This window comes from Ollibium composti (genome assembly GCF_004801285.1).
GTDB classification, from domain to species: Bacteria; Pseudomonadota; Alphaproteobacteria; order Rhizobiales; family Rhizobiaceae; genus Mesorhizobium; species Mesorhizobium composti.
The window spans coordinates 57,867-82,405 of the sequence record NZ_SSNY01000005.1; the positions used below are offsets into that span (position 1 = coordinate 57,867).

29 protein-coding genes are annotated in these 24,539 nt (G+C 66.4%); 9 read left to right on the forward strand and 20 right to left on the reverse strand.

The features are described from left to right. Window positions 1–64 precede the first annotated feature (64 nt). Window positions 65–304, forward strand: coding sequence for a hypothetical protein (locus tag E6C48_RS10065; RefSeq protein ID WP_136356722.1), 240 nt, complete (start codon window positions 65–67; stop codon window positions 302–304). 108 nt (window positions 305–412) lie between these two features. Here E6C48_RS10065 and E6C48_RS10070 read toward each other — a convergent pair whose 3' ends face one another. Next, complete coding sequence (locus E6C48_RS10070; protein WP_407940970.1) at window positions 413–1,009, reverse strand: L,D-transpeptidase family protein; 597 nt, start codon at window positions 1,007–1,009, stop codon at window positions 413–415. A 104-nt stretch (window positions 1,010–1,113) separates the two neighbouring features. Between E6C48_RS10070 and E6C48_RS10075 the strand changes: the two genes are divergently transcribed. Together E6C48_RS10075 and E6C48_RS10080 are read left to right on the forward strand one after the other, a co-directional pair. Continuing rightward, the gene (locus E6C48_RS10075) at window positions 1,114–1,797 is read left to right on the forward strand and encodes a response regulator transcription factor (protein WP_136356724.1); all 684 of its coding nucleotides are present in this window, start codon (window positions 1,114–1,116) and stop codon (window positions 1,795–1,797) included. A gap of 116 nt (window positions 1,798–1,913) precedes the next feature. Beyond that, entirely contained in the window at window positions 1,914–2,369 is a 456-nt protein-coding gene (locus E6C48_RS10080; RefSeq protein ID WP_136356726.1) for a Crp/Fnr family transcriptional regulator, read from the forward strand. A gap of 17 nt (window positions 2,370–2,386) precedes the next feature. On the opposite strand, the gene E6C48_RS10085 is transcribed toward E6C48_RS10080, so the two are convergent. The 3 genes from E6C48_RS10085 to E6C48_RS10095 form a co-directional block, all read right to left on the reverse strand. Continuing rightward, window positions 2,387–3,193, reverse strand: a complete 807-nt coding sequence (locus E6C48_RS10085) for an exodeoxyribonuclease III (RefSeq protein WP_136356728.1) — start codon at window positions 3,191–3,193, stop codon at window positions 2,387–2,389. A 119-nt stretch (window positions 3,194–3,312) separates the two neighbouring features. After that, the gene (locus E6C48_RS10090; RefSeq protein ID WP_136356730.1) at window positions 3,313–4,002 is read right to left on the reverse strand and encodes an outer-membrane lipoprotein carrier protein LolA; all 690 of its coding nucleotides are present in this window, start codon (window positions 4,000–4,002) and stop codon (window positions 3,313–3,315) included. Window positions 4,003–4,111: 109 nt separating this feature from the next. Continuing rightward, on the reverse strand, window positions 4,112–6,787 hold the full coding sequence (locus tag E6C48_RS10095) for a DNA translocase FtsK (protein WP_136356732.1): 2,676 nt from the start codon (window positions 6,785–6,787) through the stop codon (window positions 4,112–4,114). Between the two features lie 393 nt (window positions 6,788–7,180). Here E6C48_RS10095 and E6C48_RS10100 point away from each other — a divergent pair, with 393 nt between their 5' ends. Next, on the forward strand, window positions 7,181–7,375 hold the full coding sequence (locus E6C48_RS10100) for a DUF1059 domain-containing protein (RefSeq protein WP_136356735.1): 195 nt from the start codon (window positions 7,181–7,183) through the stop codon (window positions 7,373–7,375). Between the two features lie 162 nt (window positions 7,376–7,537). Here E6C48_RS10100 and E6C48_RS10105 read toward each other — a convergent pair whose 3' ends face one another. The 4 genes from E6C48_RS10105 to tesB all read right to left on the reverse strand — a co-directional run bounded on the left by E6C48_RS10105 (window position 7,538) and on the right by tesB (window position 10,792). Further along, window positions 7,538–7,864, reverse strand: a complete 327-nt coding sequence (locus E6C48_RS10105; protein ID WP_136356737.1) for a protamine-2 (modular protein) — start codon at window positions 7,862–7,864, stop codon at window positions 7,538–7,540. 147 nt (window positions 7,865–8,011) lie between these two features. Next, window positions 8,012–9,328 carry an ammonium transporter gene (locus E6C48_RS10110; protein WP_136356739.1) on the reverse strand — a complete coding sequence of 439 codons (1,317 nt, stop codon included), beginning with the start codon at window positions 9,326–9,328 and terminating at the stop codon, window positions 8,012–8,014. Between the two features lie 31 nt (window positions 9,329–9,359). After that, window positions 9,360–9,698 (reverse strand): P-II family nitrogen regulator, encoded by a 339-nt coding sequence (locus E6C48_RS10115; protein ID WP_136356741.1) that lies wholly within the window; start codon window positions 9,696–9,698, stop codon window positions 9,360–9,362. Window positions 9,699–9,922: 224 nt separating this feature from the next. Then, window positions 9,923–10,792: an acyl-CoA thioesterase II gene (tesB, locus tag E6C48_RS10120; protein WP_136356743.1), complete on the reverse strand. Its 870-nt coding sequence runs from the start codon at window positions 10,790–10,792 to the stop codon at window positions 9,923–9,925. Window positions 10,793–10,897: 105 nt separating this feature from the next. Between tesB and E6C48_RS10125 the strand changes: the two genes are divergently transcribed. Then, window positions 10,898–12,154 (forward strand): ubiquinone biosynthesis hydroxylase, encoded by a 1,257-nt coding sequence (locus E6C48_RS10125; RefSeq protein ID WP_136356746.1) that lies wholly within the window; start codon window positions 10,898–10,900, stop codon window positions 12,152–12,154. A 34-nt stretch (window positions 12,155–12,188) separates the two neighbouring features. Continuing rightward, complete coding sequence (locus tag E6C48_RS10130; RefSeq protein WP_136356748.1) at window positions 12,189–13,418, forward strand: M24 family metallopeptidase; 1,230 nt, start codon at window positions 12,189–12,191, stop codon at window positions 13,416–13,418. 23 nt (window positions 13,419–13,441) lie between these two features. Here E6C48_RS10130 and E6C48_RS10135 read toward each other — a convergent pair whose 3' ends face one another. Further along, window positions 13,442–13,804 carry a YciI family protein gene (locus E6C48_RS10135; protein WP_136356750.1) on the reverse strand — a complete coding sequence of 121 codons (363 nt, stop codon included), beginning with the start codon at window positions 13,802–13,804 and terminating at the stop codon, window positions 13,442–13,444. 170 nt (window positions 13,805–13,974) lie between these two features. Here E6C48_RS10135 and E6C48_RS10140 point away from each other — a divergent pair, with 170 nt between their 5' ends. Next, entirely contained in the window at window positions 13,975–14,412 is a 438-nt protein-coding gene (locus tag E6C48_RS10140) for an OsmC family protein (protein ID WP_136357195.1), read from the forward strand. 33 nt (window positions 14,413–14,445) lie between these two features. Here E6C48_RS10140 and E6C48_RS10145 read toward each other — a convergent pair whose 3' ends face one another. The 9 genes from E6C48_RS10145 to E6C48_RS10185 all read right to left on the reverse strand — a co-directional run bounded on the left by E6C48_RS10145 (window position 14,446) and on the right by E6C48_RS10185 (window position 20,883). Continuing rightward, the gene (locus tag E6C48_RS10145; RefSeq protein ID WP_136356752.1) at window positions 14,446–15,561 is read right to left on the reverse strand and encodes an FAD-dependent oxidoreductase; all 1,116 of its coding nucleotides are present in this window, start codon (window positions 15,559–15,561) and stop codon (window positions 14,446–14,448) included. Window positions 15,562–15,565: 4 nt separating this feature from the next. Beyond that, complete coding sequence (locus tag E6C48_RS10150) at window positions 15,566–16,204, reverse strand: YceH family protein (RefSeq protein ID WP_136356754.1); 639 nt, start codon at window positions 16,202–16,204, stop codon at window positions 15,566–15,568. Between the two features lie 81 nt (window positions 16,205–16,285). Beyond that, window positions 16,286–16,498 carry a type II toxin-antitoxin system RelE/ParE family toxin gene (locus E6C48_RS10155; RefSeq protein ID WP_330998597.1) on the reverse strand — a complete coding sequence of 71 codons (213 nt, stop codon included), beginning with the start codon at window positions 16,496–16,498 and terminating at the stop codon, window positions 16,286–16,288. Then, window positions 16,495–16,776 carry a type II toxin-antitoxin system ParD family antitoxin gene (locus E6C48_RS10160; RefSeq protein WP_136356756.1) on the reverse strand — a complete coding sequence of 94 codons (282 nt, stop codon included), beginning with the start codon at window positions 16,774–16,776 and terminating at the stop codon, window positions 16,495–16,497. Before E6C48_RS10160 ends, E6C48_RS10155 begins: the two co-directional genes overlap by 4 nt. Before the next feature lie 60 nt (window positions 16,777–16,836). Continuing rightward, window positions 16,837–17,616 (reverse strand): succinate dehydrogenase iron-sulfur subunit, encoded by a 780-nt coding sequence (locus E6C48_RS10165; RefSeq protein ID WP_136356758.1) that lies wholly within the window; start codon window positions 17,614–17,616, stop codon window positions 16,837–16,839. Window positions 17,617–17,627: 11 nt separating this feature from the next. Then, entirely contained in the window at window positions 17,628–19,460 is a 1,833-nt protein-coding gene (sdhA, locus tag E6C48_RS10170; RefSeq protein WP_136356760.1) for a succinate dehydrogenase flavoprotein subunit, read from the reverse strand. Window positions 19,461–19,463: 3 nt separating this feature from the next. Further along, window positions 19,464–19,847 carry a succinate dehydrogenase, hydrophobic membrane anchor protein gene (sdhD, locus tag E6C48_RS10175; RefSeq protein ID WP_136356762.1) on the reverse strand — a complete coding sequence of 128 codons (384 nt, stop codon included), beginning with the start codon at window positions 19,845–19,847 and terminating at the stop codon, window positions 19,464–19,466. Window positions 19,848–19,853: 6 nt separating this feature from the next. Beyond that, window positions 19,854–20,267, reverse strand: a complete 414-nt coding sequence (gene sdhC / locus E6C48_RS10180; protein WP_136356764.1) for a succinate dehydrogenase, cytochrome b556 subunit — start codon at window positions 20,265–20,267, stop codon at window positions 19,854–19,856. Window positions 20,268–20,505: 238 nt separating this feature from the next. Then, window positions 20,506–20,883 carry a hypothetical protein gene (locus tag E6C48_RS10185; protein ID WP_330998598.1) on the reverse strand — a complete coding sequence of 126 codons (378 nt, stop codon included), beginning with the start codon at window positions 20,881–20,883 and terminating at the stop codon, window positions 20,506–20,508. A gap of 314 nt (window positions 20,884–21,197) precedes the next feature. Between E6C48_RS10185 and E6C48_RS10190 the strand changes: the two genes are divergently transcribed. After that, on the forward strand, window positions 21,198–21,548 hold the full coding sequence (locus E6C48_RS10190; RefSeq protein ID WP_136356768.1) for a hypothetical protein: 351 nt from the start codon (window positions 21,198–21,200) through the stop codon (window positions 21,546–21,548). Here the strand turns inward: E6C48_RS10190 and E6C48_RS10195 are convergent. Both E6C48_RS10195 and E6C48_RS10200 read right to left on the reverse strand, forming a co-directional pair. Continuing rightward, window positions 21,532–22,752 (reverse strand): GGDEF domain-containing protein, encoded by a 1,221-nt coding sequence (locus tag E6C48_RS10195; protein WP_136356770.1) that lies wholly within the window; start codon window positions 22,750–22,752, stop codon window positions 21,532–21,534. The genes E6C48_RS10190 and E6C48_RS10195 overlap by 17 nt on opposite strands. 74 nt (window positions 22,753–22,826) lie before the next feature. After that, complete coding sequence (locus E6C48_RS10200; RefSeq protein ID WP_136356772.1) at window positions 22,827–24,017, reverse strand: GGDEF domain-containing protein; 1,191 nt, start codon at window positions 24,015–24,017, stop codon at window positions 22,827–22,829. 134 nt (window positions 24,018–24,151) lie between these two features. Here E6C48_RS10200 and E6C48_RS10205 point away from each other — a divergent pair, with 134 nt between their 5' ends. Further along, window positions 24,152–24,463: a hypothetical protein gene (locus tag E6C48_RS10205; RefSeq protein ID WP_136356774.1), complete on the forward strand. Its 312-nt coding sequence runs from the start codon at window positions 24,152–24,154 to the stop codon at window positions 24,461–24,463. Window positions 24,464–24,539: the final 76 nt, after the last annotated feature.

Below are 24,539 nucleotides of genomic sequence, written 5' to 3' on the forward strand. Positions count from 1 at the left end.
ATTGTTCACTCATCGCAGAAACAAAAAGCCAGGCTTGATGTCGGGCCATGAAAGGAACAAGGCCATGACCAGCTATATCCTGACCCGTCCGGTCCCCCTCTGGAAAAAGCTGCTCGACAGTCTCGTCGATCGCCGCCCCGCCGCCGGAAACGTCCCCGCTGTGCCGATCCAGGAGATCGAGGGGCTGAGCGACAGCCTGCTCGAGGATATCGGCATCGATCCGCGCAGCGTGCCGCGCCCCTCGCACGAGGCGACCGTCAGCCTCGGACTCTCGGAGCGCGGCTGGATACCGGGCCGGCGCTGATCTTCAGAGCGGTTCTGATTTTAACAGAATCGGCAGGGCCGCTCTATCTCTTTGTTTTAGCTGTATTTTCCGGACGCAAAACCGTTTCACGCTTTTGCTGGAAACGCTCTAACGCACCACCTTGAGCACCGTGCCGGCGCCGAGATGCGGCAGAAGCCGCGCCATGGCGCGCGGGCTCACCGCCACGCAGCCCTCGGTCGGCGTGAAACCCGGCCGCGCCAGATGGAAGAAGATGGCGCTGCCGCGCCCGCGCCGGCGCGGCGAAATGTTCCAGTCCAGCACCAGGCAGGCGTCGTAGAGCCGGTCGTCGCGCTTCATGCGCTCGTGACCGGAGCGATACGGGATTTTGACCGGCCGGTTGTAGTTGCGGTCGTCCGGCATATCGCACCAGCCGAGAGCGGCGCCGATCGGCCGCATTTCGAGCCGCGTGCGGCGCGCGCCGGCGAACCGGTCGCCGCGAAAATAGCCCGACAGGATGCGCATCGCCGCCAGCGGCGTGCCGCCATCGCCCTCGCGCTTGTTCGCCACGATGCCGCCACGCCCCAGCGCGCAGGGAATGACCAGTTGCCCTGCCTTCATGAGCCCCTGCGTCGGATGCCCCGGACGGGGGCGCACGACGATGGCCGAGAGCGCGGCAGGTGATTTTCCACTGCCGATCTTGCTTGCGCCGTTTTTCGGGTATGATCGTTTCACGGAACAAATCACTGTGAACGCCTGTTGTTGCGGTCAGCTTCCGCATAAACGGGCGACGGTCAACCCGCCGGCACTCGGCAAGACAGTTTTTTTATTGCGAAACAACGGATTGATCCATGACCTCACGCACCATCCTGATTGTCGACGACGACGATGACCTGCGCTCGACGCTGGTCGAGCAGCTGTCGCTCTACGAGGAGTTCGACATCCAGCAGGAAACGACCGCGGCCAAGGGCATCACTGCGGCTCGCGCCGGCATGGTCGACCTGCTCATCATGGACGTCGGCCTGCCCGACATGGACGGCCGCGAGGCGGTGAAGCTGTTGCGCAAGGGCGGCTACAAGGCGCCCATCGTCATGCTGACCGGCCATGACACCGATTCCGACACCATCCTCGGGCTGGAGGCCGGCGCCAACGACTATGTGACGAAGCCGTTCCGCTTCGCCGTGTTGCTCGCCCGCATCCGGGCGCAGTTGCGCCAGCACGAACAGAGCGAGGACGCCACCTTCGCCATCGGCCCCTACACCTTCAAGCCGAGCCAGAAGCTGCTCATCGACCAGCGCGGCGGCAAGGTGCGGCTGACCGAGAAGGAAGCCTCCATCATCAAGTACCTCTACCGCGCCGAGCAGAAGGTGGTGACGCGCGACGTGCTTCTGGAGGAGGTCTGGGGCTACAATTCCGGCGTCACCACCCACACGCTGGAAACGCATGTCTACCGCCTACGCCAGAAGATCGAGCGCGATCCTTCCAATGCTGAAATTCTTGTGACAGAAAGCGGCGGCTACAAACTGGTTCCCTGAGAATGAGCGCCTGGCACGGGAAGGCGCTACATTGTTAACCAGCTTGCTGGTCAAATGCCGAATCGGCGGGGGCGCGCGAGGAGGGAATGGCCTGACGGCCGGGGACATGATCGCAAATGGCGCTGGATGACGACGTTCGCATCCTCTCGCGCGTGGGGCTGTTCGAGGGCTTCACGCCCGAGCAGTTGCGCCTGCTTGCCTTCGGCGCGGAGACGACGGCGCTGCCGGCCGAGCGCAAGCTCTACCGCGAGGACGACGAGGCCGATTCGGCCTATGTCGTGGTCGCCGGCCGCATCGTGTTCTATCGCGAGGCGGATGGCGCGCATGTGCCCATCGGCTTCGCCGAAGCGGGCTCCATCCTCGGCGAACTGGCGCTGATCGCCGACACGAGACGGCTCACCAGCGCCTCGGCGGCGGTCGATTCCGAAATCCTGCGGCTGAACCGCAAGATGTTCCGCCGCATCCTCGAGGAATATCCCGATATCGCCGTCCAGCTCCACCAGCGCATCGCCGACGAATTGCAGGCGCTGATCGAGCGCATCGAACAGGTGGCGCCGCGCTTCGCCGAGTGAGGCGCGCGGCGGTCCCGTCAATCCAGGTCGAAGCGCGCGATGACCGGCACATGGTCGGAAGGCCGCTCCCAGCCGCGTGCCTCGCGCAGGATCTCGTAGCCGGCAAAGGGCGGCACCAGATTGGCCGATGACCAGACATGGTCGAGCCGGCGGCCGCGGTCGGAGGCCTGCCAGTCCTGCGCCCGGTAGCTCCACCACGTATAGAGTTTCTGCTCGTAAGGCACGTTGAGCCGCATCAGGTCGACCCATTCGCCGGCCTTGCGCATGGCCTCGAAGCTCTCCGTCTCGACCGGGGTGTGGGAGACGATTTTGAGCAACTGCTTGTGCGACCAGACATCGTGTTCGAGCGGCGCGATGTTGAGGTCGCCGACGAGGATCGAGGAGGAAAAGTCGTCCTGTTCGGCACGAACCGCGTTCATCTCGGCGACGAAATCGAGCTTGTGCCTGAACTTCCAGTTGATCTCGGGGTCCGGCTCGTCGCCGCCGGCCGGAACGTAGAAATTATGCAAAAGGATCGACCGGCCGCCCGCCGATACGCGCACCGACAGGTGGCGGCTGTCCTCGATGCCGCAGAAGCGGCGCTTCTCCACCACCTCCAGCGGGCGGCGCGAAACTGTGGCGACGCCGTGATAGCCCTTCTGGCCGAAGATCGCGATGTGCTGGTAGCCGAGGCCACGGAAGGCGTCGAACGGGAACAGGTCGTCCGGGCACTTGGTTTCCTGCAGGCACAGCACGTCCGGCGCCCGCTCGGCAAGCAGCCGCTCGACAAGAGGCATGCGCAGGCGAACGGAGTTGATGTTCCAGGTGGCGAGGGTGAAGGGCATTCGGCTGAGGCAGGCGTGAGAAAAAGACGGCGAACCCTGCCAGCCGTTGCGTTCAAAGACAAGTCGTCCGCCGCCCGCCGGCCGGTTGCCGGCTGATTTCCACAGGCGTTACGCGATGGTCAACGGTTGCTCTTCTTCGCGTTCAGCTCACGGTTGGCCGTGTAGTCGATCTTGAAGGTGTCGGCGGCGAAATTGACGCCTTCCCTGGTGTTGAAGATCATCACCGTGGTGTCCTTGCCCTGTGCGTCGGTGATGGTCCACTGGCGCAGTTCGTAGGTCTTCGGATCGAACATCATGGTGATCTTCGAATTGCCGAACACCTGCTTGTCGGCAAGCTGGATGGTGGTCAGGTCGTCTTCCTGCTTGATGCCCGTCACCTTGCCGCCGGAGAGGTCGATGCGGTCGTCGAGCAGGAGCTTGAGCGGCGTCTTGGACAGCGGGTAGAGATCGGAGGTCCTGAGCTTCTTGTTGAGGATGACCACCGACTGGCCGTCGGAGATGACGCGGAAATCGGAGGCGCCGTCATAGTTGAAGCGGATCTTGCCCGGCCGCTCGAGGAAGAACTTGCCGCCCGTCTGCTCGCCCTTGGGGCCGAACTGGACGAACTCGCCGGTCATCGTCTTCACGGCGGAGAAATGGTCGGCGATCTTCTGTGCCACGTCCGGCGCGGCGGCCTCGGCCGGCCGGAGCAGCCGCAGGCCGGGGGCGAGGTTGAGCGCGGCCGTACCGGCGAGCGCGAGGCCAAGGCCGAGCAGGTGCCGGCGCGTCGGGGCGAACGTGCTTGTCCGGGCAAGGCGATCTGTGGTCATGGCTCTCACGTCCTTATTTGCTGTGCGACAGTGTCTGGTCCCCCAGTTGGGCTGAAGTTTGGCGCCTGAAGAAACACGTTGCCGCGGCTTCGGGTTCCCTGCGGGTCGATCAGAACTTGTCGTCCTCGGTCGGCACGAGGATCTCGCGCTTGCCGGCGTGGTTGGCCGGGCCGACGACGCCTTCCTTCTCCATCCGCTCGATGATCGAGGCGGCCTTGTTGTAGCCGATGCCGAGCCGGCGCTGGATGTAGCTGGTCGAGGCCTTGCCGTCGCGCAGCACCACCGCCACCGCCTGGTCGTAGGGATCGTCGGACTCGTCGAAATTGCCGCCGCCGGAGCCGCTCTTGCCCGAAGGCGCGTCGTCGTCTTCTGCCTCGTCGTCCTCGGTGATGGCGTCGAGATATTCCGGCACACCCTGCAGTTTCAGGTGCTGGACGATCTTTTCCACCTCGTCGTCGGAGACGAACGGACCGTGGACACGCTGGATGCGGCCGCCGCCGGCCATGTAGAGCATGTCGCCCATGCCGAGCAGCTGTTCGGCGCCCTGCTCGCCCAGGATGGTGCGCGAATCGATCTTCGACGTCACCTGGAAGGAGATGCGGGTGGGGAAGTTGGCCTTGATGGTACCGGTGATGACGTCCACCGACGGACGCTGCGTCGCCATGATGACATGGATGCCGGCGGCGCGCGCCATCTGGGCGAGACGCTGCACCGCACCTTCGATATCCTTGCCGGCGACCATCATCAGGTCGGCCATCTCGTCGATGATGACGACGATGTAGGGCATCGGCTCGAGATCGAGGTTCTCCGTCTCGTAGATCGCCTCGCCGGTCTGGCGATCGAAGCCGGTCTGCACGGTGCGCTGGATCTGCTCGCCCTTCTTCTCGGCCTGCGCGACGCGCTGGTTGAAGCCGTCGATGTTGCGCACGCCGACCTTGGACATCTTGCGGTAGCGGTCCTCCATCTCGCGCACGGTCCATTTGAGCGCGACGACGGCCTTCTTCGGGTCGGTGACGACGGGGGTCAGAAGATGCGGGATGCCGTCGTAGACCGACAGTTCCAGCATCTTCGGGTCGATCATGATGAGGCGGCATTCCTCGGGCTTCAGCCGGTAGAGCAGCGACAGGATCATGGTGTTGATGGCGACCGACTTGCCCGAGCCGGTGGTGCCGGCGACCAGCACGTGCGGCATCTTGGCGATGTCGACGATGACGGCCTCGCCATTGATCGTCTTGCCGAGCGCCAGCGCGAGCTTCGCCTTGGTCTGCTCGAAATCGCGGCTGGCCAGGATCTCGCGCAGGTACACCATCTCGCGCTTGGCGTTGGGCAGCTCGATGCCGATGGCGTTGCGGCCGGGCACGACGGCGACGCGCGCGGCGATGGCACTCATCGAGCGGGCGATGTCGTCGGCCAGGCCGATGACGCGGCTCGACTTGATGCCCGGCGCCGGCTCCAGTTCGTAGAGGGTGACGACGGGGCCGGGGCGGACCGCAATGATCTCGCCCTTGACGCCGAAATCCTCCAGCACGCCTTCCAGCAGGCGGGCGTTCTGCTCCAGCGCCTCCTTCGACAGCGAGGCGTCGCGCACGACGTTCTTCGGCTCCGACAGGAAATGCAGTGACGGCATCTCGAAATGGCCGCTGGCGAGCATCGAGGTCTGCGCCTCGCGATGGGCGCGCACGCCCGGCTGCGGGCGCGGCGCCGGCGTCTCGACGCGGGTGGCGGCGTCGGAGCGGAAGGCGCGCACCTCGGTGGCCGGCGCCTGCGGCGCATGCGCGGCGGGCTCCGGCGCGAAATCGTTGATGTCCTCGTCCTCGCCCTCGTCGTAGAAATCGGTATCGGCGGGATCGAGCGCGGGCGCGCGGCCGCCGACCATGGAGGCGAAGAATTCCGGCTCGACGCGGGCGCGGCCGGCCTGGCTCAGCCGCACCTCTTCCATTTCCGCTACCTCGACGCGCTCGGCGGCGCGACGCCAGGCGCTGCTGGAGGGCTGAGGGGCCTCTTCTTCGAAGCCGAACTCGTCCTGCCGGCTGCGGCGCTGCGCGGCGCGGCGGTGCAGGAAGGCGCGGAAGGACAGCCACCAGTGGGTGATGGCGCCGAGCGCCAGAATGCCCTCGTTGTCGTCGTCGTCTTCCTCCCCGAACAGGATCTGGTCGGTATCGGCCGGTTCGGGCCGGGCCGGCTCATCCTCCATCACGGCGAAGCCGTTGCGGCGCGCAATCAGCGCCGAGCCGTAGACGAACAGCCACAGCGCCGGGACGGCGAAGACGACGGCAAGCACGCCGGCGAGCAGGCCTGTGGGATAGCCGCCGGCGAAGGCGCCGGGAATTTTCAGCACCATGTCGCCGAAGACGCCGCCGAGGCCGGTCGGCAGCGGCCATGTCGGCGGCGGCGCGACGCAGCCGACGATGGAAGCGGCCAGCAAGGCGAAGCCGAACCAGGCAAGCCCGCGCTTCGGCAGCTTGTCGACGCCGCGCGCGGTGAACAGGAAGAAGCCCCAGGCGACCGCCGGCACGAGGGCGGCGACCGCCGACAGGCCGAAGAACTGCATGGCGAGGTCGGAGAAGACCGCCCCGGCATAGCCCATCGCGTTGGTGACTGGGTTGTCGACGGCATGGCTGAAGCTCGGATCGGCGACGTTCCAGGTGGCGAGGCTGGCGATGCCGAAAGCGACGGCGGCAAAAAGGCCGGCGCCGACCAGACGCCCGACCTGCCGGCGCGCGAAGGCGCGGATGCCGTGGCCCGAATCGGTCAGCGTGAGCGGTACCGATGCCCCTGAACGCATTCTATTCTCCGCCTATCAGTGCCTGAGCCGGTCGCGTGCGCATACCGGTGGAATCGTTGCGGCAGATTATTGGCCCGAGGGTTAAGGGCGCATTAACTATGCCGAAGCGGCGGCCCCTTATTCCGCAAGGCGCCGAGGGCGGCACCGTATAGCGGTGGTGAGGAGCCTTCCGGCCCGGCGCTGGCTTCGGCGAATCGATCTTCGAACGGTCCGGTCGTTTGCCGTGCCGGACGCCCGGCCGGTACCCCGCAGGTCGACGGCGATCGTCAAGGCAGCACTTCGGATGAAGCGTCTACCGCCTTCGGCGGAGAGGGCCTTTTGTGATTTCGAGGCGCCAAGGCGAGGGCCTATAATGGCGCGTCGAGGGGCTGCCTCCAGATCGGGAGAAAGGCCATGGCAAGAAGGTACATAGACTGCCGCGAATTCCCGAGCGAGATGCAATGCAGCATCGCCATTTCAGCGGATCGGGAAGACGAACTGATCGAAGCTGCGGTGCAACACGCCGTTTCCGTTCACGGCGAAAAGGATACGCCTGAATTTCGCAAGGAGATTCGAAAGGCGGTACACGAGGGAATGCCGGCGATGTAACCGCAGATCTCCCCGCATCCTCATGATGTCTGGGTTTTGCGGCATTGCCGCATCATCGTCCGCTCCGGTTCACCGGGGCGGGCTTTTTGCGTTCACGGGCGGTCGGACGCGAAAAACCCCGGCACGAGTGCCGGGGCAATTCACCTGTAATCAAGGGCGGTTTCAGCCCCAGTACCAGACCCAGACGCGCTCGCGGTGGCAGCGCACGACGCGGCGGCCATGGCGCCAATAGCGCCGGCAAACGCGTCGCCAGACCCGCCGCCGACGGCGCCGCGGCCGGTGGCGCGGCGGACGATGGCGATCATGCCGGTACTGGACGTCGACGACGTCGGCTTTGCCGAGCGGCACGGGGTCGGCACCGTCCAGTTCATCGAGGATGCCGTTGCCCTTGAGCACGCCCGCGGCGGCCTGCGTGGGGCGGGCCATGCCCGCCACGGTCGCCGCGCCGGCAAGGCCGAGCAATCCGGTCAGGAACAATCGTCGATCCATGTGAACCTCCTGCTTGCATTTCAATCGAACACGACCCGCCGCCGAAGTCGAAACACTATGTCTTTCAAGCTGAACCCTTCGTGAACGCGCAGGGGGCCGCCTCGTCATAACGGGCGAACCCCTGTTGCCGTTCCGGAAGCGGGCTTCCTACTGCACCACTTCGCCATGCTGGCTGACGTCGAGGCCCTCGATCTCCTGCTGGCCGGAGGGACGCAGGCCGACGAGCGCCTTGACCGCGTAGAGGATCGCGGCGGTGGCGAGCGCCGTCCAGACGATGGTAAAGACGATGCCGTAGAGCTGCGTCACCACCGAGGCGTTCTCGCCGAGGCTGTTGATCGCCTTGTCGGCGAACACGCCGGTCAGGATCGCGCCGACGATGCCGCCGACGCCATGCACGCCAAAGGCGTCGAGCGAATCGTCGTAACCCAGCGCGTGCTTCAGCTTCACCGCGGCAAAGTAGCAGACGATGCCGGCGACGATGCCGATGACGAAGGCGCCGGTCGGGTTGACGAAGCCGGCGGCCGGGGTGATGGCGACGAGGCCGGCGACGGCGCCGGAGATGATGCCGAGCACCGAGGGCTTTTTCGCCACCAGCCATTCGGTGAACATCCAGGCGAGGCCGGCTGTGGCGGCGGCGACCTGGGTGTTGACCATCGCGGCGGCGGCGAGTCCGTCGGCGGCCAGTTCCGAGCCGGCGTTGAAACCGAACCAGCCGACCCACAGGAGTGCGGCGCCGATCACCGCATAGACGAGGTTGTAGGGCGCCATGTTGACCGAGCCGTAGCCCTGCCGCTTGCCGAGAACGAGCGCGCAGACGAGGCCGGCGACGCCGGCATTGATGTGGACGACGGTGCCGCCGGCGAAATCGAGCACCCCGGCCGAACCGAGGAAGCCGCCGCCCCATACCCAGTGCGCGATGGGCGCATAGACGACCAGCAGCCACAGGCCGGTGAACAGAAGCAGCGCCGAAAACTTCATGCGCTCGGCGAAGGCGCCGGCGATGAGCGCCGGCGTGATGATGGCGAAGGTCATCTGGAAGACGGCAAAGAGATATTCGGGAATGTTTGCCACCCCCGGCGCCCACAGCGTGTTGACCGTGATGCCGGCGAAGAAGGCCTTGGACAGGCCGCCGACATAGGCGTTGGCGCCGCCGCCGTCCGAGAAGGCGAGGGAATAGCCGACGACGAACCACAGGACGGTGGCCAGACAGCAGACGGCAAAGCTCTGCATGACGGTGGCGAGCACGTTCTTCTTGCGCACCATGCCGGCATAGAACAGCGCAAGGCCCGGAATGGTCATCATCAGCACCAGCGCGGTGGAGACCAGCATCCAGGCGGTGTTGCCGGTGTCGAGGGCGGGTGCGGCGTCCTGTGCCAGCGCCGCCGTCGTGCCAGGCAGGCCGAGCGCCAAGGCGCCGGCCAGCGCCGCCGGCCCGGTCTTCTTCAAGGTCGAAAAAAAGGTCATCGATCTCTCCATTGGGATGTCGTTTCGCGCCTCAGAGCGCGTCGGTGTCGGTTTCGCCGGTGCGGATGCGCACGGCCTGGTCGATGCCGAAGACGAAGACCTTGCCGTCGCCGATCTGGCCGGTACGGGCGGCGGCGGCGATCGCCTCCACCGCCCGGTCGGCCATGTCGGTGGCGACGGCGATCTCGATCTTGATCTTGGGCAGGAAGCTCACCGCGTATTCGGCACCGCGGTAGATTTCGGTATGTCCCTTCTGCCGTCCGTAGCCCTTGACCTCGCTGACGGTCAGGCCCTGGATGCCGACGGCGGTGAGTGCCTCGCGCACCTCGTCGAGCTTGAACGGCTTGATGATTGCCATCACGATCTTCATCAGGTTTCACCCTTTCGCTCTTGCGGGTTCCCGCGTTCGCTTGATGTCGCCGGCCCGCCAGGCACGCCGGAGATCGCCGAAAGGGATTCAAGCTCCGTGCCAGTTGCCGTGACGGAGTTTCAACCTGTTGGAAACAAAAGGATTCATGTGGCGAGAAGCGCGATCTGCGCGCGTCCGTGACCAGATGATCGCCTGCTAAATAGGCAGGATATGGAAAGAGCCTATTATTTGGGCTGTCGCCTGAGGCGGATCAGCCCTTCCTGCGCCGTCGAGGCGATCAGCGTGCCGTCGCGCGCATAGAGCGCGCCGCGGTTGAAGCCGCGCGAACCGGACGCCGAGGGGCTGTCCTGCGTGTAGAGCAGCCAGTCGTCGAGCGCATGCGCGCGGTGGAACCACATGGCATGGTCGAGGCTGGCGGCCTGGATGTCGGGATCGAACAGGCCGCGGCCGTGCGCGAAGGTCGAGGTGTCGAGCAGCGTCATGTCCGACAGGTAGGCGAGCAATACCGAGGACAGGCGCGGGTCGCCTTCGGGAACCGGGCCGGTCAGCCGGATCCAGACGTTCTGGCGCGGCGGCAGCCTGTCGCGGCTGGAATAATGCTTGAGGTTGACGGGCCTGATCTCCAGCGGCCGTTCGCGCGCCCAGAACTTGCGGATGACCTCGGGGATGTGCTCCATGGTCTTCAAGAGATCGCGCTGCGACAGCAGAGTCTCGGGCATCGGAACGTCCGGCGGCATGGGAATCTGGTGGTCGAGCCCCTGCTCCCGCACCTGGAAGGACGTTTCCAGCGAGAAGATCGCCTGGCCGTGCTGCACGGCCGTCACACGCCTTGTGGTGAAGGAGGCGCCGTCGCGGATGCGGTCGACCTCGTAGACGATCGGCACCTTGATGTCGCCGGGCCGCATGAAGTAACCGTGCAGCGAATGGACGTGGCGCTCGGCCGGGACGGTGCGCTGCGCGGCCACCAGCGATTGGGCGATGGTCTGGCCGCCGAACACGCGCTGCCACTCGACCTGGGGGCTGCGACCACGATACAGGTTGTGCTCCAACTCCTCGAGGTCGAGAATGTCGAGCAGCTCGTTCATGGCTGTCATGGCTTGCCCCTCCGGGATATCAGGCCGGTTTCGAACAGGATGGACGGGCAGTCAAGTTCGACAGGGCGGCGAAGCGGCGGAACGAAGCCGGAAAAGAGGAGCGGAATGGCCAGGCAGTCGACGGATGATCGCGCGGTGCTGGACGTCCTTGTGGCGGGCGCCGGCTATGTCGGGCTCGCCGCGGCCGTTTCGCTGAAGCAGGCACGGCCGAGCCTCGAAATCGCCGTGGTGGATGCCGCGCCGGCGGGTGCCTGGCAGCGCGACGGGCGCTGCTCGGCCATCGCCGCCGCCGCCAGCCGCATGCTCGACCGGCTCGGGGTCTGGGCCGAGCTTGCCAGCCAGGCGCAGGCGATCACCGACATGGTCATCACCGATTCGCGCGCCGCCGATCCCGTGCGGCCAACCTTCCTGACCTTCGACGGCGAGGTGGCGCCGGGCGAGCCCTTCGCCCACATGGTGGCCAATCGCGACTTGAACGGCGCGCTGCGCCGGCAGGCCGAAAAGCTCGGCATCGACCTGATCGAAGGCATGGCCGTGCAGGGCTTCGACACCGGCGCCGGCAGCGTCACCGTGCATCTGGCCGACGGCGCCACGCTCAAGGCGCGGCTGCTGGTTGCCGCCGACGGGGTAAAGTCGCGGCTGCGCGACATGGCCGGCATCAAGACGGTGCGGTGGGAGTACGGCCAGTCCGGCATCGTCTGCACGGTCGGTCACGAGCGGCCGCACAACGGCCGCGCAGAGGAGCATTTTCTGCCTGCCGGCCCCTTCGCCACGCTGCCGCTCAAGCCCGACGAAAAGGGCATCAACCGCTCCTCCATCGTGTGGGTGGAGCGCACCGCCGACGCCGAGGCGCTGGTGGCCGGCGACGACCTCGTCTTCGAAATGGAACTGGAACGCCGCTTCGGCCTGAAGCTCGGCGAAATCCGGGTCCTGGACAAACCGCGCGCGTGGCCTCTCGGCCTGACGCTGGCGCGCGCCTTCGTGGCGCCGCGGCTGGCATTGGCGGGCGACGCCGCGCACGGCATCCATCCCATCGCCGGCCAGGGCCTCAACCTCGGCTTCAAGGACGTCGCGGCGCTCGCCGAAGTGGTGGTGGAGGCCGACCGGCTGGGGCAGGACATCGGCGCGCTCGACGTGCTGGAGCGCTACCAGCAATGGCGCCGCTTCGACACGCTCTCCATGGGGGTGACGACCGACGTGCTCAACCGGCTGTTCTCCAACGACATCGGCCCGCTGCGCGCCGCGCGCGACCTCGGCCTCGGGCTGGTCGAGCGCATGCCGCGGTTGAAAGGCTTCTTCGTCCGCCAGGCGTCCGGGCTTTCGGGCGATACGCCGCGCCTTTTGCGCGGCGAGGCGATCTGATTCCAGACAATCGAGCAACGGGACAGGTGACGGCATGACCATCGGCGTGGGCGGTTCCAGCCCGGAAGAAGAACTGCGCAAGCTGACGTCGAAGCGCGACAGCGTGGCTCCCATCGGGCAGGACGAGCGGCGGCAGCGGGTGGCACGCGCCCAGGCGCTGATGCGCGAAAAGGGCATTTCCGCGCTCTATCTGGATGCCTCCACCTCAACCTTCTATTTCACCGGCCTGCGCTTCGGCGGCAGCGAGCGCATGCACGGCGTCGTGGTTCCCGCCGAGGGCGAACCGGTGCATATCAGCCCGGCCTTCGAGGAGGCCAAGCTGCGCGCCATGATGGCCGGCGTCATCACGGAACCGGTAGCGGTGCGCTGCTGGCAGGAGAACGAGGACCCGGCGGCGCTCGTCATCGACGTTCTCGACGGCATGGGGCTTGCCGGCGGCACTCTGGCCATCGATCCGATGACGCCCTTCTTCCGCGCCGACGCGCTGCGCCGTGCCGGCAATGCCTACAGCTTCGTCAACGGCGCGGTCGTCACCGACGCCTGCCGCCGCATCAAGTCGGCCGCCGAGATCGCCATCATCAGGACGGCGATGAACCTGACGCTCGACGTGCAGCGCGCCACTGCGCGCATCCTGCGGGAGGGCATGACCACGACCGAGGTGGCCGATTTCCTTTCGGAGGCGCATCTGGCGCTCGGCTTCGACGGCGTCCCGGCCTTCCGCATCGTGCTGTTCGGCGAACCGACCGCCTATCCGCACGGCGTGCCCTACCCGCAGACGCTCAAGCGCGGCGACATGGTGCTGGTCGACGTCGGCGGGACGTTCCACGGCTATTATTCCGACCTGACCCGCTCCTACGTCTTCGGCGAGCCCAATGCCCGCCAGCGTGAGATCTGGACCATAGCCAAGCGGGCGACCGAAGCCGCTTTCGGCGCCGCGCGCCTCGGCGCGAGCTGCGAGTCGGTGGATCGCGCCGCCCGGGCCACCATCCAGGCGGCGGGCCTCGGGCCGGGCTACGAAACGCCCGGCTTGCCGCACCGCACCGGCCACGGGCTCGGCCTCGACGTGCACGAGGAGCCCTATATCGTCGAAGGCAACGCCACGCCGCTCGAAGCCGGCATGTGCTTCTCCAACGAGCCGATGATCTGCGTCTACGGCGAGTTCGGCGTGCGGCTGGAAGATCACGTCTACATGGCCGAGGACGGCGCGCACTGGTTCACCCGGCCCGCGCCGTCGATCGACGATCCGTTCGGCCAAACCGTGTAGAAAACGGCTGGATCGCCTGCAACTTATTGATCCGGCACTGGTATATCATAGATCGCGCGCACCTCGACCATGCCCATCGAAGCCAGCGGGATGTCGGCGGCCAGGGCTACCGCCTCGTCCATGCCGCCGGCTTCGATCATGACGAAGCCCAGCAACTGCTCCTTCGTCTCGGCGAACGGGCCGTCGCTGACCAGCACCTTGCCTGCGCGCTTGCGCACGGTTTTGGCCGTCCTGACCGACTGCAGCGCTTCCGCCACGACAAGATGGCCCTCTGCCTGCAGCTTCCTGTCATAGGCGAGCGAATCCGCATCGAGCTTGGCGCCTTCACTTGACGACAGGCCGTGAAGCGCGCTTTCGGCGTGATATACCAAGCAGATATATCTCATTTTCCGGTTCCTCCATCGGTTGACAGCCCAAGGACGCGACGGCGTCAGCGAAGCCGACATTTTTTGCCTGGGTCAACTCTGCGGCCGAACGCGCGATGGCCTTCGGGCCGAGCCGCGCTATAGTCATGACGACCGTCGGCATCGGGCCGGCCGCATTGAAGGAGATCGCCATGAACCGTCACGCCACCGCCATCTGGAAAGGCTCGCTGACCGAAGGAAGCGGCACGCTCGACACGCAAAGCGGCGCCTTCGCCAAGCAGCCCTATTCGTTCAAGGGCCGCTTCCAGGACGAGAGCGGCAAGTCGGGCACCAATCCGGAAGAGCTGATCGCGGCGGCGCATGCCGGCTGCTTCGCCATGCAGCTTTCGCACTTCCTCGCCGAAAACGGCACGCCGGCGTCCGAATTGAACGCCGAGGCGGTCGTCACCTACGGGCCGGCCGCCGGCGGCGGCTTCGAGATCACCGAAAGCGCGCTCAAGCTCACCGGCAAGGTGCCGGGCATCGACGAGGCCAAGTTCAAGGAACTGGCCGACAAGGCCAAGGCCGGCTGCCCGGTATCGAAGGCGCTGGGCGCCATCAAGGTGACGCTCGACGCCAAGCTGGCGTAACGGCTATCCGTCACCCGAAGCCGGAAGCGCCGGTCAGATCAAGCCGAGAAAAGTCGCGAGTTCTCGCGCCGCAGCGCTTCCGGCCCGGTTGGCCCCGATGGTGGACGCCGAGGGGCCGTAGCCGACCAGGTGGATGCGGGGGTCCTTCTTCACCTGCGTCGCCAGACGTCCCGTCATGACGATGCCGCCATTGTCTTCGCGCAGCCCCAGAGGCCCGAGATGGTCGAGCGAGCTGCGAAAGCCGGTCGCCCACAGGATGACATCGGCCTTTTGCTCCGATCCGTCCGGCCATCGCACGCCGTCTTCGGTGATTTCGCTGAACATCGGCAGGCGCTTGAGCGCGCCGCGATCCCGGGCGGCCTGCAGGGCGGGCGTGAGCGGGATGCCGGTGACGGAAACGACCGAGCCCGGGATCAGGCCGCGCCTCACCCTGTCTTCGACCAAGGCAACGGCCGCGCGCCCGTCTTCCGGCGTGAAGGACCCTTCGCGGAAGCGCGGCTCGCTGCGCGTCACCCAGGTCGTGTCGACGACTTTCGAGATCTCGTCGAGATGCTGGAGCGCCGATATTCCGCCTCCGACGATGACGACATGCTTTCCGGCGAATTCCTCTGCCGTGCGATAGTCGCGCGTGTGAAGCTGCCGGCCCTTGAACAGTTCGCTACCCGGATAGACGGGAACATTGGGCGTTTCCCAGGTCCCCGTGGCATTGATGATGCCGCGCGCCGAGAACGCCTCGTGATCCGTTTCGATCCGCAGCCGCCCGAACCGCTCGCAAACCACCTTGACGGTGACGGGCCGGTAGATGGGCAGGCGATACCTGCGTTCATAGCTGGCGAAATATTGCGGCACCGCCTCGGACGCCCTGGCCTCGCCCGCGCTCGTATCGACGGCCTCGGAAAATTGCATGCCCGGCAGATCGTGCACCCGGTTGACGGTGCTGAGGGTGAGCGACGGCCATCGATGCTGCCAGGCGCCGCCCGGCGTCGGGTTCCTGTCGAGGACGACGAACTGCCGTCCCGCAGCAAGGCCCAGCCTGCCAAGATGATAGGCTGAAGACAGGCCGGCCTGGCCGGCGCCGATGACGACGATATCCGCCCTGAAGACCGCGCTCGCCTGTGCCGCTGAAGGCGCCGGCTCCTGCTCGCTCACGAACTCATCCGCCGACGGCGTCGAGCCGCGCCTTGAGCGCCGTGATTTCCTCCTCCAGAACCCTGACCCGCTCCTCGAGGGTGGAAAGCGCGGACGGATCGGAGCTCGGCGCACGGCCTGCGGCAATTGCCGAGACGTCGACCTCGCCGGAAAGCAGATGTGCGAAGCGGTCTTCGCGCTGGCCGGGGCCGCGGCCGATTTCCTGCACCAGCGGCGGACGGCGGCCGATCAGCATGTCGAGTTCGCCGCGCACGGCGTCGGCATCGGCGAAATTCGCCATCCGTTCGGCGCGAGCCGTGAGTTCGTGCACCGTCTGCGGGCCGCGCAGCAGGAGCAGGCCGATGAGCGCGCCCTGGTTGCGGGTCAGCGAGAATTTCTGCGCCATCTGGTGCTCGTAGCGCTCGACGCGCGAGGCGAATTGCTGGCGCACCAGCCCCTTGGTCTGAAGCGTGGAAAGCGCGCGGGCTATATCGACGGGCTCCAGCGCCATGACCGGCTCGCGCGAGGTCTTCTGGTTGGCGGCGGCGAGAAGCGCATTCGACGTCATCGGATAGACGTCGGGCGTCAGCTCCTTCTTCTCGATGAGACAGCCGAGCACGCGGGCTTCGGCAGGAGAGAGGATGGGGAGGTCGGTTTCAGTCATCAAGTACGCTTTGCCAGTTCTTGCCCGCATAGAAGATGCGCAGGAAGGTAACAGTATCGTCGTCCACCGAGAATGCCAGCGTCAGCGTGCGCTCGAACCCGACGACGCGCAGACCGGGCGGATGTCATCCCGGCGGGTGCCTCGCTCGGCCGCCAGATCGAAAGAGAGGCAGTGGGCCTCCAATCGCTCGACGAAAGACAAGGCAGCGGACGGCGACGACGATGCGATCCAGTCATAAATGCCCAAAAGATCGTCGCGCGCTTCCGGCGCGAAGACGATCGCGCGCCGCTTCACGACCTGTCTTTCAACCGGGATGTGTGACGTGCTCTCAACTCGTCGAACACCTGGCTGGCAGGGAGGGCGCGTTCCGGATCGCGGCGCATCGCGTCATAGGTTTCGGCCACGTCCTCGCGCAGCCATTTCTCGACCGCCGCGTCGCGGTCCTTCAGCGCGCGCAATCCTGCCCGTACGACTTCACTGGCCGAGGCGTACGTGCCCTCATGGACAAGTTCGTCGATATAGGCCGCCTGCTCGGAGGGCAGGCTGAACGTTCTCTTGGCGGTGGCAGACATCGTCGCATTTCCCACGCGGTATGAAACTATCATACCAGAGAAGCTTCGCCGGCGATACGCCTAAACCCTCCGCTCCACCATCATCTTCTTGATCTCGGCGATCGCCTTGGCGGGGTTCAGGCCCTTGGGGCAGGTCTGCGTGCAGTTCATGATGGTGTGGCAGCGATAGAGCCGGAAGGGGTCTTCCAGGTTGTCCAGCCGCTCGCCGGTCGCCTCGTCGCGGGAATCGATCAGCCAGCGATAGGCCTGCAACAGCACAGCCGGGCCGAGATACTTGTCGCCGTTCCACCAGTAGCTCGGGCAGGCGGTGGAGCAGCAGGCGCACAGGATGCACTCGTAGAGCCCGTCGAGCTTTTCGCGGTCCTCATGGCTTTGCAGCCATTCCTTGGCCGGCTCCGGCGAGACGGTGTGCAGCCACGGCTCGATCGAGGCGTGCTGGGCGTAGAAGTTCGTCAGGTCCGGCACGAGGTCCTTCACCACCGCCATGTGCGGCAGTGGGTAGATCTTCACCGGCCCGGAAATGTCGTCGGCGCCCTTGGTGCAGGCCAGCGTGTTGGAGCCGTCGATGTTCATGGCGCAGGAGCCGCAGATACCCTCGCGGCAGGAACGGCGCAGCGTCAAGGTCGGATCGATCTTGTTCTTGATCCATAGCAGCGCGTCGAGGACCATCGGCCCGCAATCGTCCATGTCGACGAAATAAGTGTCGATGCGCGGGTTCTCGCCGTCGTCCGGCGACCAGCGGTAGATCTTGTATTCGCGCAGGTTCGTGGCGCCCTGCGGCTTCGGCCAGGTCTTGCCCTGCCGGATCTGCGAGTTTTTTGGGAGAGCGAGTTCGACCATTCGTCAGCGCCTCAATACACCCGCGCCTTGGGCGCGATCTTCTTCGGGTCGATGCCGCCTTCGGCGAGCGGCAGCGTCGTCTCGGTGTGCACCGGGCGATAGGTGAGTTTCACCTTGCCGTCGGGCGAAAGCCGGGCAAGCGTGTGCTTGCGCCAGGTCTTGTCGTCGCGGGCGGAGAAATCCTCGCGGGCATGCGCGCCGCGGCTCTCCTTGCGCGCCTCGGCGCCGTAGACGGTGACGATGGCGTTGGCCATTAGGTTCTCCAGCTCCAGCGTCTCCACCAGGTCGGAGTTCCAGATCATCGAGCGGTCGGTGACGTTGAGGTCCTTCAGCTCGCCCCAAAGTTCGGTGATACGCTTGCAGCCGTTCTCCAGCGATTCCTGCGTGCGGAACACCGCCGCGTCCTCCTGCATGGCGCGCTGCATCTTCTCGCGCAGCACCGCCGTCGGCGTGCCGCCATTGGCGTGGCGCAGCCGGTCGAAGCGGTCCATGATCTTTTCCACCGACGCCTCGTTGGCGGAGGGCACGGCACTGTTGCGGTCGATCACCTGGCCGGCGCGGATGGCGGCGGCGCGGCCGAAGACGACGAGATCGATCAGCGAGTTGGAGCCGAGCCGGTTGGCGCCATGGACGGAGGCGCAGCCTGCCTCGCCCACCGCCATCAGGCCGGGGGCGACGCGGTCCGGTTCCTTCGCGGTCGGGTTCAGTGCCTCGCCCCAGTGGTTGGTCGGGACGCCGCCCATGTTGTAGTGCACCGTCGGCAGCACCGGGATCGGCTCCTTGGTGACGTCGACGCCGGCGAAGATCTTCGCCGATTCCGAAATGCCGGGCAGGCGTTCGTGCAGCACGGCCGGGTCGAGGTGGTCGAGGTGCAGGAAGATGTGGTCCTTGTTCTTGCCGACGCCGCGGCCTTCGCGGATCTCCAGCGTCATGCAGCGCGAGACGACGTCGCGCGAGGCGAGGTCCTTGGCCGACGGCGCATAGCGCTCCATGAAGCGCTCGCCCTCGGAATTGACCAGGTAGCCGCCCTCGCCGCGCGCGCCTTCGGTGATCAGGCAGCCGGCGCTGTAGATGCCGGTCGGGTGGAACTGCACGAATTCCATGTCCTGCAAGGGGAGGCCGGCACGGGCGGCCATGCCGCCGCCGTCGCCGGTGCAGGTGTGCGCCGAGGTGGCCGAGAAATAGGCGCGGCCGTAGCCGCCGGTCGCCAGCACCACCATTTTCGCCGAGAAGCGGTGGATGGTGCCGTCGTCGAGGTTCCAGGCGACGACGCCGGTACAGGTGCCGTCCTCATCCATGATGAGGTCGAGGGCGAAATACTCGATGAAGAACTGCGCATGGTTCTTCAACGACTGGCCGTAGAGCGTGTGCAGGATGGCGTGGCCGGTGCGGTCGGCGGCCGCGCAGGTGCGCTGCACGGGCGGGCCGTCGCCGTAGTTCATCATGTGGCCGCCGAACGGCCGCTGGTAGATCTTGCCTTCCTCCGTGCGGGAGAAGGGCACGCCGTAGTGCTCCAGCTCGTAGACGGCCGCCGGGGCCTGGCGCACCATGTATTCCATGGCGTCGACGTCGCCCAGCCAGTCGGAGCCCTTGACGGTGTCGTAGAGGTGCCACTGCCAGCTGTCCGCGCCCATGTTCTGGAGCGAAGCGGCGATGCCGCCCTGCGCCGCGACCGTGTGGGAGCGGGTCGGAAAGACTTTCGTGATGCAGGCGGTCTTCAGGCCCTGCTCAGCCATGCCCAGCGTTGCGCGCAGGCCGGCGCCGCCGGCGCCGACGATCACCACGTCGAACTTGTGATCCACATAGGTGTAGGCCGAGCCCTTGGTGTTCTGTGTCTGGGCCACGGCTCAGCCTCCGAATGCAAGCTTGGCGAGGGCGAACAGGCAGACGCCGCCGACCGCCACGGTGAAAAACGTGTTGAGGATGGAGAGGCCCAGCCGGTTGCCCTGGCTGTGGGCGTAATCCTCGATGATTTCCTTCATGCCGAGCCGCATGTGGTCGAGGCTGATGACGATGAACAACGCCATGGCGATGGCGACCAGCGGATGCGCCAGCGAAGCGCGGACCTCGGCATAGCCGGCGCCCTTGAGCGACCAGATCCAGCCGACGACGAACAGCGTCAGCACCGCGAGCGCAAGGCCGGAGACGCGCTGGCGCCAGAAGCCGCCGGTGCCTTCGCGCGCCGCACCCAGGCCACGCACCTTCTTGAGAGGGGTTTCCATGTCGCGCATGTCAGGTCATCCGATAGCGAAATACACCGCCCACACGGCAAGCGTGAGCAGGACGGAGCCGATGATCGTCGCCCAGCCGAGCTTCGAGGCGGTGTGTTTCTCGAGCCCGGCGCCGGTATCCCAGATGAAATGCCGGATACCGCCGAGAAGATGATGGAACATCGCCCAGGTGAAGCCGAACAGCACGAGCAGGCCGAGCCACGAATGAACGATGCCGTCGACGAAGGCGAAGTAGCTTTCCGACGTCGCGGCGGCGGTCAGCCACCAGGCGACCAGCAACGTGCCGACATAGAGCGCGCCGCCGGTGATGCGGTGCAGGATCGACATCGTCATGGTGATCGGCCATCGATAGACCGTCAGATGCGGCGAAAGCGGCCTCTCTCGCAAAACAGGGCCTTGGGTGGCTGGTGATCGGCTCATGGCTCCCCCAGTTCGGCGCCCTTCCGCGCCATGCGGAAAACGGCATGGCCGTTCCGGACGCGACATTGGACAGCGGCTTTCTAGAACTCTTTTTGCACCGCGTCAAAGTCGGAAAATCGTTCCGGAATGCTCATTTAGTCTGATTTAACGGCGCCGCCCGCTTTCAAACGGTTGAAGCGGAAACCGCCGCGGGCGCGGGCGTTGCCGGCGCTCCTGGCATATCCGAAACGGTTCGCTGTCAGCGCGTGCAGGGCATCGGCGGATGGCCGCCCGTCATCACCAGCGCCTCGTTGCCGTCGATGACGATGGCGTCGTGCGACTGGCCGTAGCGGCTGGTCTGGCCGGCGGGCGAGGCCGGCAGTTCCTCGGTCACCCCATCGGGGCCGAGCAGCCTCAGCGAGGTGCCGAGGTTCTGGATCGTCATCATGCCGCCGTCGGCGCAGCTGTAGGTGGCGGTGCGCGGCTGCGAGGCATTGTCCTGCAGCACGGTGGCGGGAGGACGGCCGGGTCCGGGTACGACGGCGCCGGTCGAGGCGGGCGCGCCGGACCCCGATACGCAGCCCGAAAGCGCGCCGAGAAGCGAAAGGGCGAGCGTCACCCGGACTGTGCGGCGCATCGCCATATCCTGTCTCCCAAGGCGAGATTGCCGGGCGCCCGCCGCAAGATCAAGGCGGCCGCGCGGCTTTTCCTCAAGCGATTATCGGGCGATTGCCGGACGCCTGGCGGATCATCGTCTGGACGAAAAAGGCGCCGGCAAGGCCGCGGCCGGGGCCGGCAGCCGCCGTTAACCATATTCGGCGAAGCCGCCCCGGAGCAGCGGCCAGGCGCTTAACAAAGGTTAAGAAAAGGTTAACGTGTCGATTCGAGGAGGCTTTCCCCTGCCGGCCTTTGGGCCGAAGGGGCTGCCTGTACCCGAAAGGATGACGCGCCATGCGTTCGAAAATCTGCCTGCGCCTCGCAATGCCCCTGCTCGCCGCCGCCGTCGCCGGCTTTGTCCTGCCGGCCTCGGCCCACGAGCGCGACCACGTCTATGCCGATTCGTTCGGCAACCTGGTGATCGAAAGCGCCGCCGGCTACAAGCGCATCATCGTCGGCGAGGGCAAGCTGGCCAGGGAGCTTTCGGCCTATGTCGATGCCGGCCGGCCGAAGGTGGAATATCTGGATCGCTCGGCGGCTTTCTACGGCGGGGATTGCTACCGGCCGCCGGTCTTCGTCAAGGGCCGCAGCTATATGTACGGCCTTTCCGACGGCGAGATGCCCGAACTCAGCCCGTGCCGCTGACGCTTCGCGACGCGCCGTTGCCGTTGCCGTTTGGAAAGGCGCTCGCTTCGCCGGCGATCCTGACCTGGTCGCGGCCGGCCTTCTTGGCTTCGTAGAGCGCGGCGTCGGCGCGCCGCATCATGTCGCGAAAGCTCTCCAGCGGCTGCAATTCGGCGACGCCGAAGCTCGCGGTGCAGCGGTGGTTCAACGGCAGTGAATCGATCGGCAGGGCGCCGAAGGAACTGCGCGTGCCTTCGGCGAACAGGCGCGCGGCGGCGAGATTGGTGCCGGGCAGGAGGACGGCGAACTCCTCGCCGCCGATACGCCCGGCGATATGGCCGGGCACCCCGGCCTCGCGCAGGAAGGCCGCGAAGCTTTCGATGACGCGGTCGCCGCTGGCGTGGCCGTAGGTGTCGTTGACCGCCTTGAAGTGATCGAGATCGGTGAGCACCAGCGAGACCGGCATGCCGTGACGCGCGGCGCGGAGCAGGACGGTTTCGGCCTGCCGTTCGAAGCCGCCACGGTTGAGCAGGCCCGACAGCGCGTCGATTTCCGAACGCGCGGACGCTTCGCCCAGCGCGTCGCGCACCAGGATGACGAGGATCAGCAGCGCGATCGCCACGGCGAACACCGTTCCGAGCGACTGCGAGACCATCGCGTAGACGGTGCCGTTGTAGGATTGCGGATTGGCGCCCCAGCCGCCGAGCGCCGCGGCAAGGAATGGCTTGCTGACGAACTGCGCCGCGCTCAGCGCCAGCACCGTCATCAGCAGGCGGGCGAGCGGATCGCGCTTCCTGTTTCCAACCCAGACGATGGCCAGGCCGATCAGCTGCATGACGGCATAGGGAAACTGATAGGCCATCATCCGCGCCGGGGACTGGCGCGGCAGGTCCTGCACGATGGCGACGGTGACGGTGGCGGCGGCGACGAAGGCGAGCATGGTCAGCCATGGCGTTGTGACCGCGTACTTGGCCGCCAGCCCGGCGTTGAAGACGGCGGTGGCGACGAGCAGCACCGCGAACGCTACCACCACCGCGGGAATGGCGTCGTGCAGCGTCGGGATCGCCAGTTCGACGATATAGTAGCCCATGCCGATCAGGTAGGCGGCGGCCATCCAGCGTGCCGCGAGGCGGCGCCCGTCATAGGCGGCGACCGCCATGAAGGCCGCCGCCAGCAAGCCGGCGACGGCAATGTTGATGCTGAGGATGAAGCTGGCGCCGCTCATGTCTGTCCCGTCGAGACGGTACCAAACCATCGAGCGGCGAAGATCAGGTTAACGCGACGGAACTTCGCGCGCGTTCAGCCGGCCAGCTTCAATTCGGGCGCGGTATATGGCCGTTCGTAGGACATGCGCACGCTGTCGCGGCCGTTCTGCTTGGCCTTGTAGAGCGCCTCGTCGGCGCGCCGCATCATCGGTTCGAGCGGCTCGTTGCCCGAACGCGAGGCGACACCGAAGCTGGCGGTGATCCTGACGCCGGACGGCAGGCCGTCGACCATGCCTGACGAAAAGGCGACGCGAACGGCTTCGGCCAGCATGCGCGCGGCCGCGAGATCGGTGCCTGGCAGGATTAACGCGAATTCCTCGCCGCCCAGCCGCCCGGCGACGCCGCGGCTGCCCGCCGCCTGTTGCAGGCGCCCGGCGAAGTCGGCGATCACCCGGTCGCCGGCCTGGTGCCCGTAGATGTCGTTGATCGCCTTGAAATGGTCGAGATCCGCCAGCACCAGCGCGACCGGCATGCCGGCCCGGTCGCAGCGGTCGAGCAGCACGGCGGCGCGCTCCTCGAAGCCGCGCCGGTTGAATAGCCTGGACAGCGGATCGGTGCGCGCGTCGCTCGACAGTGTCGTCACCACGTCGAGCGCGGCCGCGCTCAGCAGCGTGAGCGCGAGCAGCAGGGACAGCACCGCGTGCGACAGCAGCGCCGTCGTCCAGTAGGTCGAGCGGTAGAAATCCTCGTAGTCGGCGAAAGCGCCGTGCAGGCCGATGACCAGCACCGTGCGGACGAAGAAGTTGGCGCTGGCCACGAGCGAAAAAACCAGCAGGACGGTTTCGATCGGCCCGTTGCGGCGCACATGCCGCAGTTCGGCCGCCGCCAGCAGGCTGATGCCGCCGAGGGCGAAATTGATGGCAAAGATGCGCCAGGTGATGTTGGAAAAGACGAACATGAACCAGCAAAGGCTGGCCAGTCCGCCGAGGGCCAGCACGCCGATGGCCGCGAAGGGCACGCGCCGGCCGCTGCGGGCGATGATAGCCCCGGCGATGCAGCTTCCCGCGGCAAGGAAGCCAATGTTGGAGATGAGCTTGGTGGCCGTGAAGCCGAACGGCAGGATGAAATACTGCAGCAGGAAGCCGCTCGCCGCGCAGACATAGCCTGTCGCCAGGACAGCGAGATAGCGCCGTTGCCGTTGATAGAACCAGAGCACGGAAAAGGCCGTCGCCAGCACCAGCGCGATGGACGGGTTGAGCAGAGCGATGAGGAGTCTTGAGTCCAATGGAACGCCCTGGCCGGTTGCCGTCGCGTCAAGCAGCCTAGACCTCAAGCCCAAACAACGCGTTAAGGCAGGAGCGCCGGAACCGGCGGACGTTGCCGGCGTTTCCCATGGCAAGCCGGAGGGAAGAAGAGACCATGGCCGAAACCGTCACCTTGACCGACCACCAGACCATCCGCGACTGGGCCGCCGCGCGTGCGGGCGCACCGGCGGTCGTCGACGTTTCGCCGGAAGCCGGGACCCAGCCGATGCTGCGCATCGTCTTCGGCCAGCATGCCTATGAGGATACCGACCGGCCCGAGCGCCCGGCCAATGCCGGCGGCTATGAGCTGGTCGAGTGGGACGAATGGTTCAGAGTATTCGACGAGGCGCGGCTGGCGATGGTTGTCGCCGCCGACCGGCCCGGACAGCGGGAGGAATTTCACGAATTCGTGCGGCGGGAAGATTGATCGACCCCGCAAAAACAAACCCGCCGGACAGGGTCCAGCGGGCTCGGAGCCAGCGGCGCCGCCTTTCGGCGCGCCA

Excerpts from the sequence above, each read along its gene's own strand:
- E6C48_RS10065 (WP_136356722.1), top strand. The coding sequence starts at position 65 with ATGACCAGCTATATCCTGACCCGTCCGGTCCCCCTCTGGAAAAAGCTG.
- E6C48_RS10075 (WP_136356724.1), top strand. The coding sequence starts at position 1,114 with ATGACCTCACGCACCATCCTGATTGTCGACGACGACGATGACCTGCGC.
- E6C48_RS10080 (WP_136356726.1), top strand. The coding sequence starts at position 1,914 with ATGGCGCTGGATGACGACGTTCGCATCCTCTCGCGCGTGGGGCTGTTC.
- E6C48_RS10085 (WP_136356728.1), bottom strand. The coding sequence starts at position 3,193 with ATGCCCTTCACCCTCGCCACCTGGAACATCAACTCCGTTCGCCTGCGC.
- E6C48_RS10090 (WP_136356730.1), bottom strand. The coding sequence starts at position 4,002 with ATGACCACAGATCGCCTTGCCCGGACAAGCACGTTCGCCCCGACGCGC.
- E6C48_RS10095 (WP_136356732.1), bottom strand. The coding sequence starts at position 6,787 with ATGCGTTCAGGGGCATCGGTACCGCTCACGCTGACCGATTCGGGCCAC.
- E6C48_RS10100 (WP_136356735.1), top strand. The coding sequence starts at position 7,181 with ATGGCAAGAAGGTACATAGACTGCCGCGAATTCCCGAGCGAGATGCAA.
- E6C48_RS10105 (WP_136356737.1), bottom strand. The coding sequence starts at position 7,864 with ATGGATCGACGATTGTTCCTGACCGGATTGCTCGGCCTTGCCGGCGCG.
- E6C48_RS10110 (WP_136356739.1), bottom strand. The coding sequence starts at position 9,328 with ATGACCTTTTTTTCGACCTTGAAGAAGACCGGGCCGGCGGCGCTGGCC.
- E6C48_RS10115 (WP_136356741.1), bottom strand. The coding sequence starts at position 9,698 with ATGAAGATCGTGATGGCAATCATCAAGCCGTTCAAGCTCGACGAGGTG.
- tesB (WP_136356743.1), bottom strand. The coding sequence starts at position 10,792 with ATGACAGCCATGAACGAGCTGCTCGACATTCTCGACCTCGAGGAGTTG.
- E6C48_RS10125 (WP_136356746.1), top strand. The coding sequence starts at position 10,898 with ATGGCCAGGCAGTCGACGGATGATCGCGCGGTGCTGGACGTCCTTGTG.
- E6C48_RS10130 (WP_136356748.1), top strand. The coding sequence starts at position 12,189 with ATGACCATCGGCGTGGGCGGTTCCAGCCCGGAAGAAGAACTGCGCAAG.
- E6C48_RS10135 (WP_136356750.1), bottom strand. The coding sequence starts at position 13,804 with ATGAGATATATCTGCTTGGTATATCACGCCGAAAGCGCGCTTCACGGC.
- E6C48_RS10140 (WP_136357195.1), top strand. The coding sequence starts at position 13,975 with ATGAACCGTCACGCCACCGCCATCTGGAAAGGCTCGCTGACCGAAGGA.
- E6C48_RS10150 (WP_136356754.1), bottom strand. The coding sequence starts at position 16,204 with ATGACTGAAACCGACCTCCCCATCCTCTCTCCTGCCGAAGCCCGCGTG.
- E6C48_RS10160 (WP_136356756.1), bottom strand. The coding sequence starts at position 16,776 with ATGTCTGCCACCGCCAAGAGAACGTTCAGCCTGCCCTCCGAGCAGGCG.
- E6C48_RS10165 (WP_136356758.1), bottom strand. The coding sequence starts at position 17,616 with ATGGTCGAACTCGCTCTCCCAAAAAACTCGCAGATCCGGCAGGGCAAG.
- sdhD (WP_136356762.1), bottom strand. The coding sequence starts at position 19,847 with ATGCGCGACATGGAAACCCCTCTCAAGAAGGTGCGTGGCCTGGGTGCG.
- sdhC (WP_136356764.1), bottom strand. The coding sequence starts at position 20,267 with ATGAGCCGATCACCAGCCACCCAAGGCCCTGTTTTGCGAGAGAGGCCG.
- E6C48_RS10185 (WP_330998598.1), bottom strand. The coding sequence starts at position 20,883 with ATGCGCCGCACAGTCCGGGTGACGCTCGCCCTTTCGCTTCTCGGCGCG.
- E6C48_RS10190 (WP_136356768.1), top strand. The coding sequence starts at position 21,198 with ATGCGTTCGAAAATCTGCCTGCGCCTCGCAATGCCCCTGCTCGCCGCC.
- E6C48_RS10195 (WP_136356770.1), bottom strand. The coding sequence starts at position 22,752 with ATGAGCGGCGCCAGCTTCATCCTCAGCATCAACATTGCCGTCGCCGGC.
- E6C48_RS10205 (WP_136356774.1), top strand. The coding sequence starts at position 24,152 with ATGGCCGAAACCGTCACCTTGACCGACCACCAGACCATCCGCGACTGG.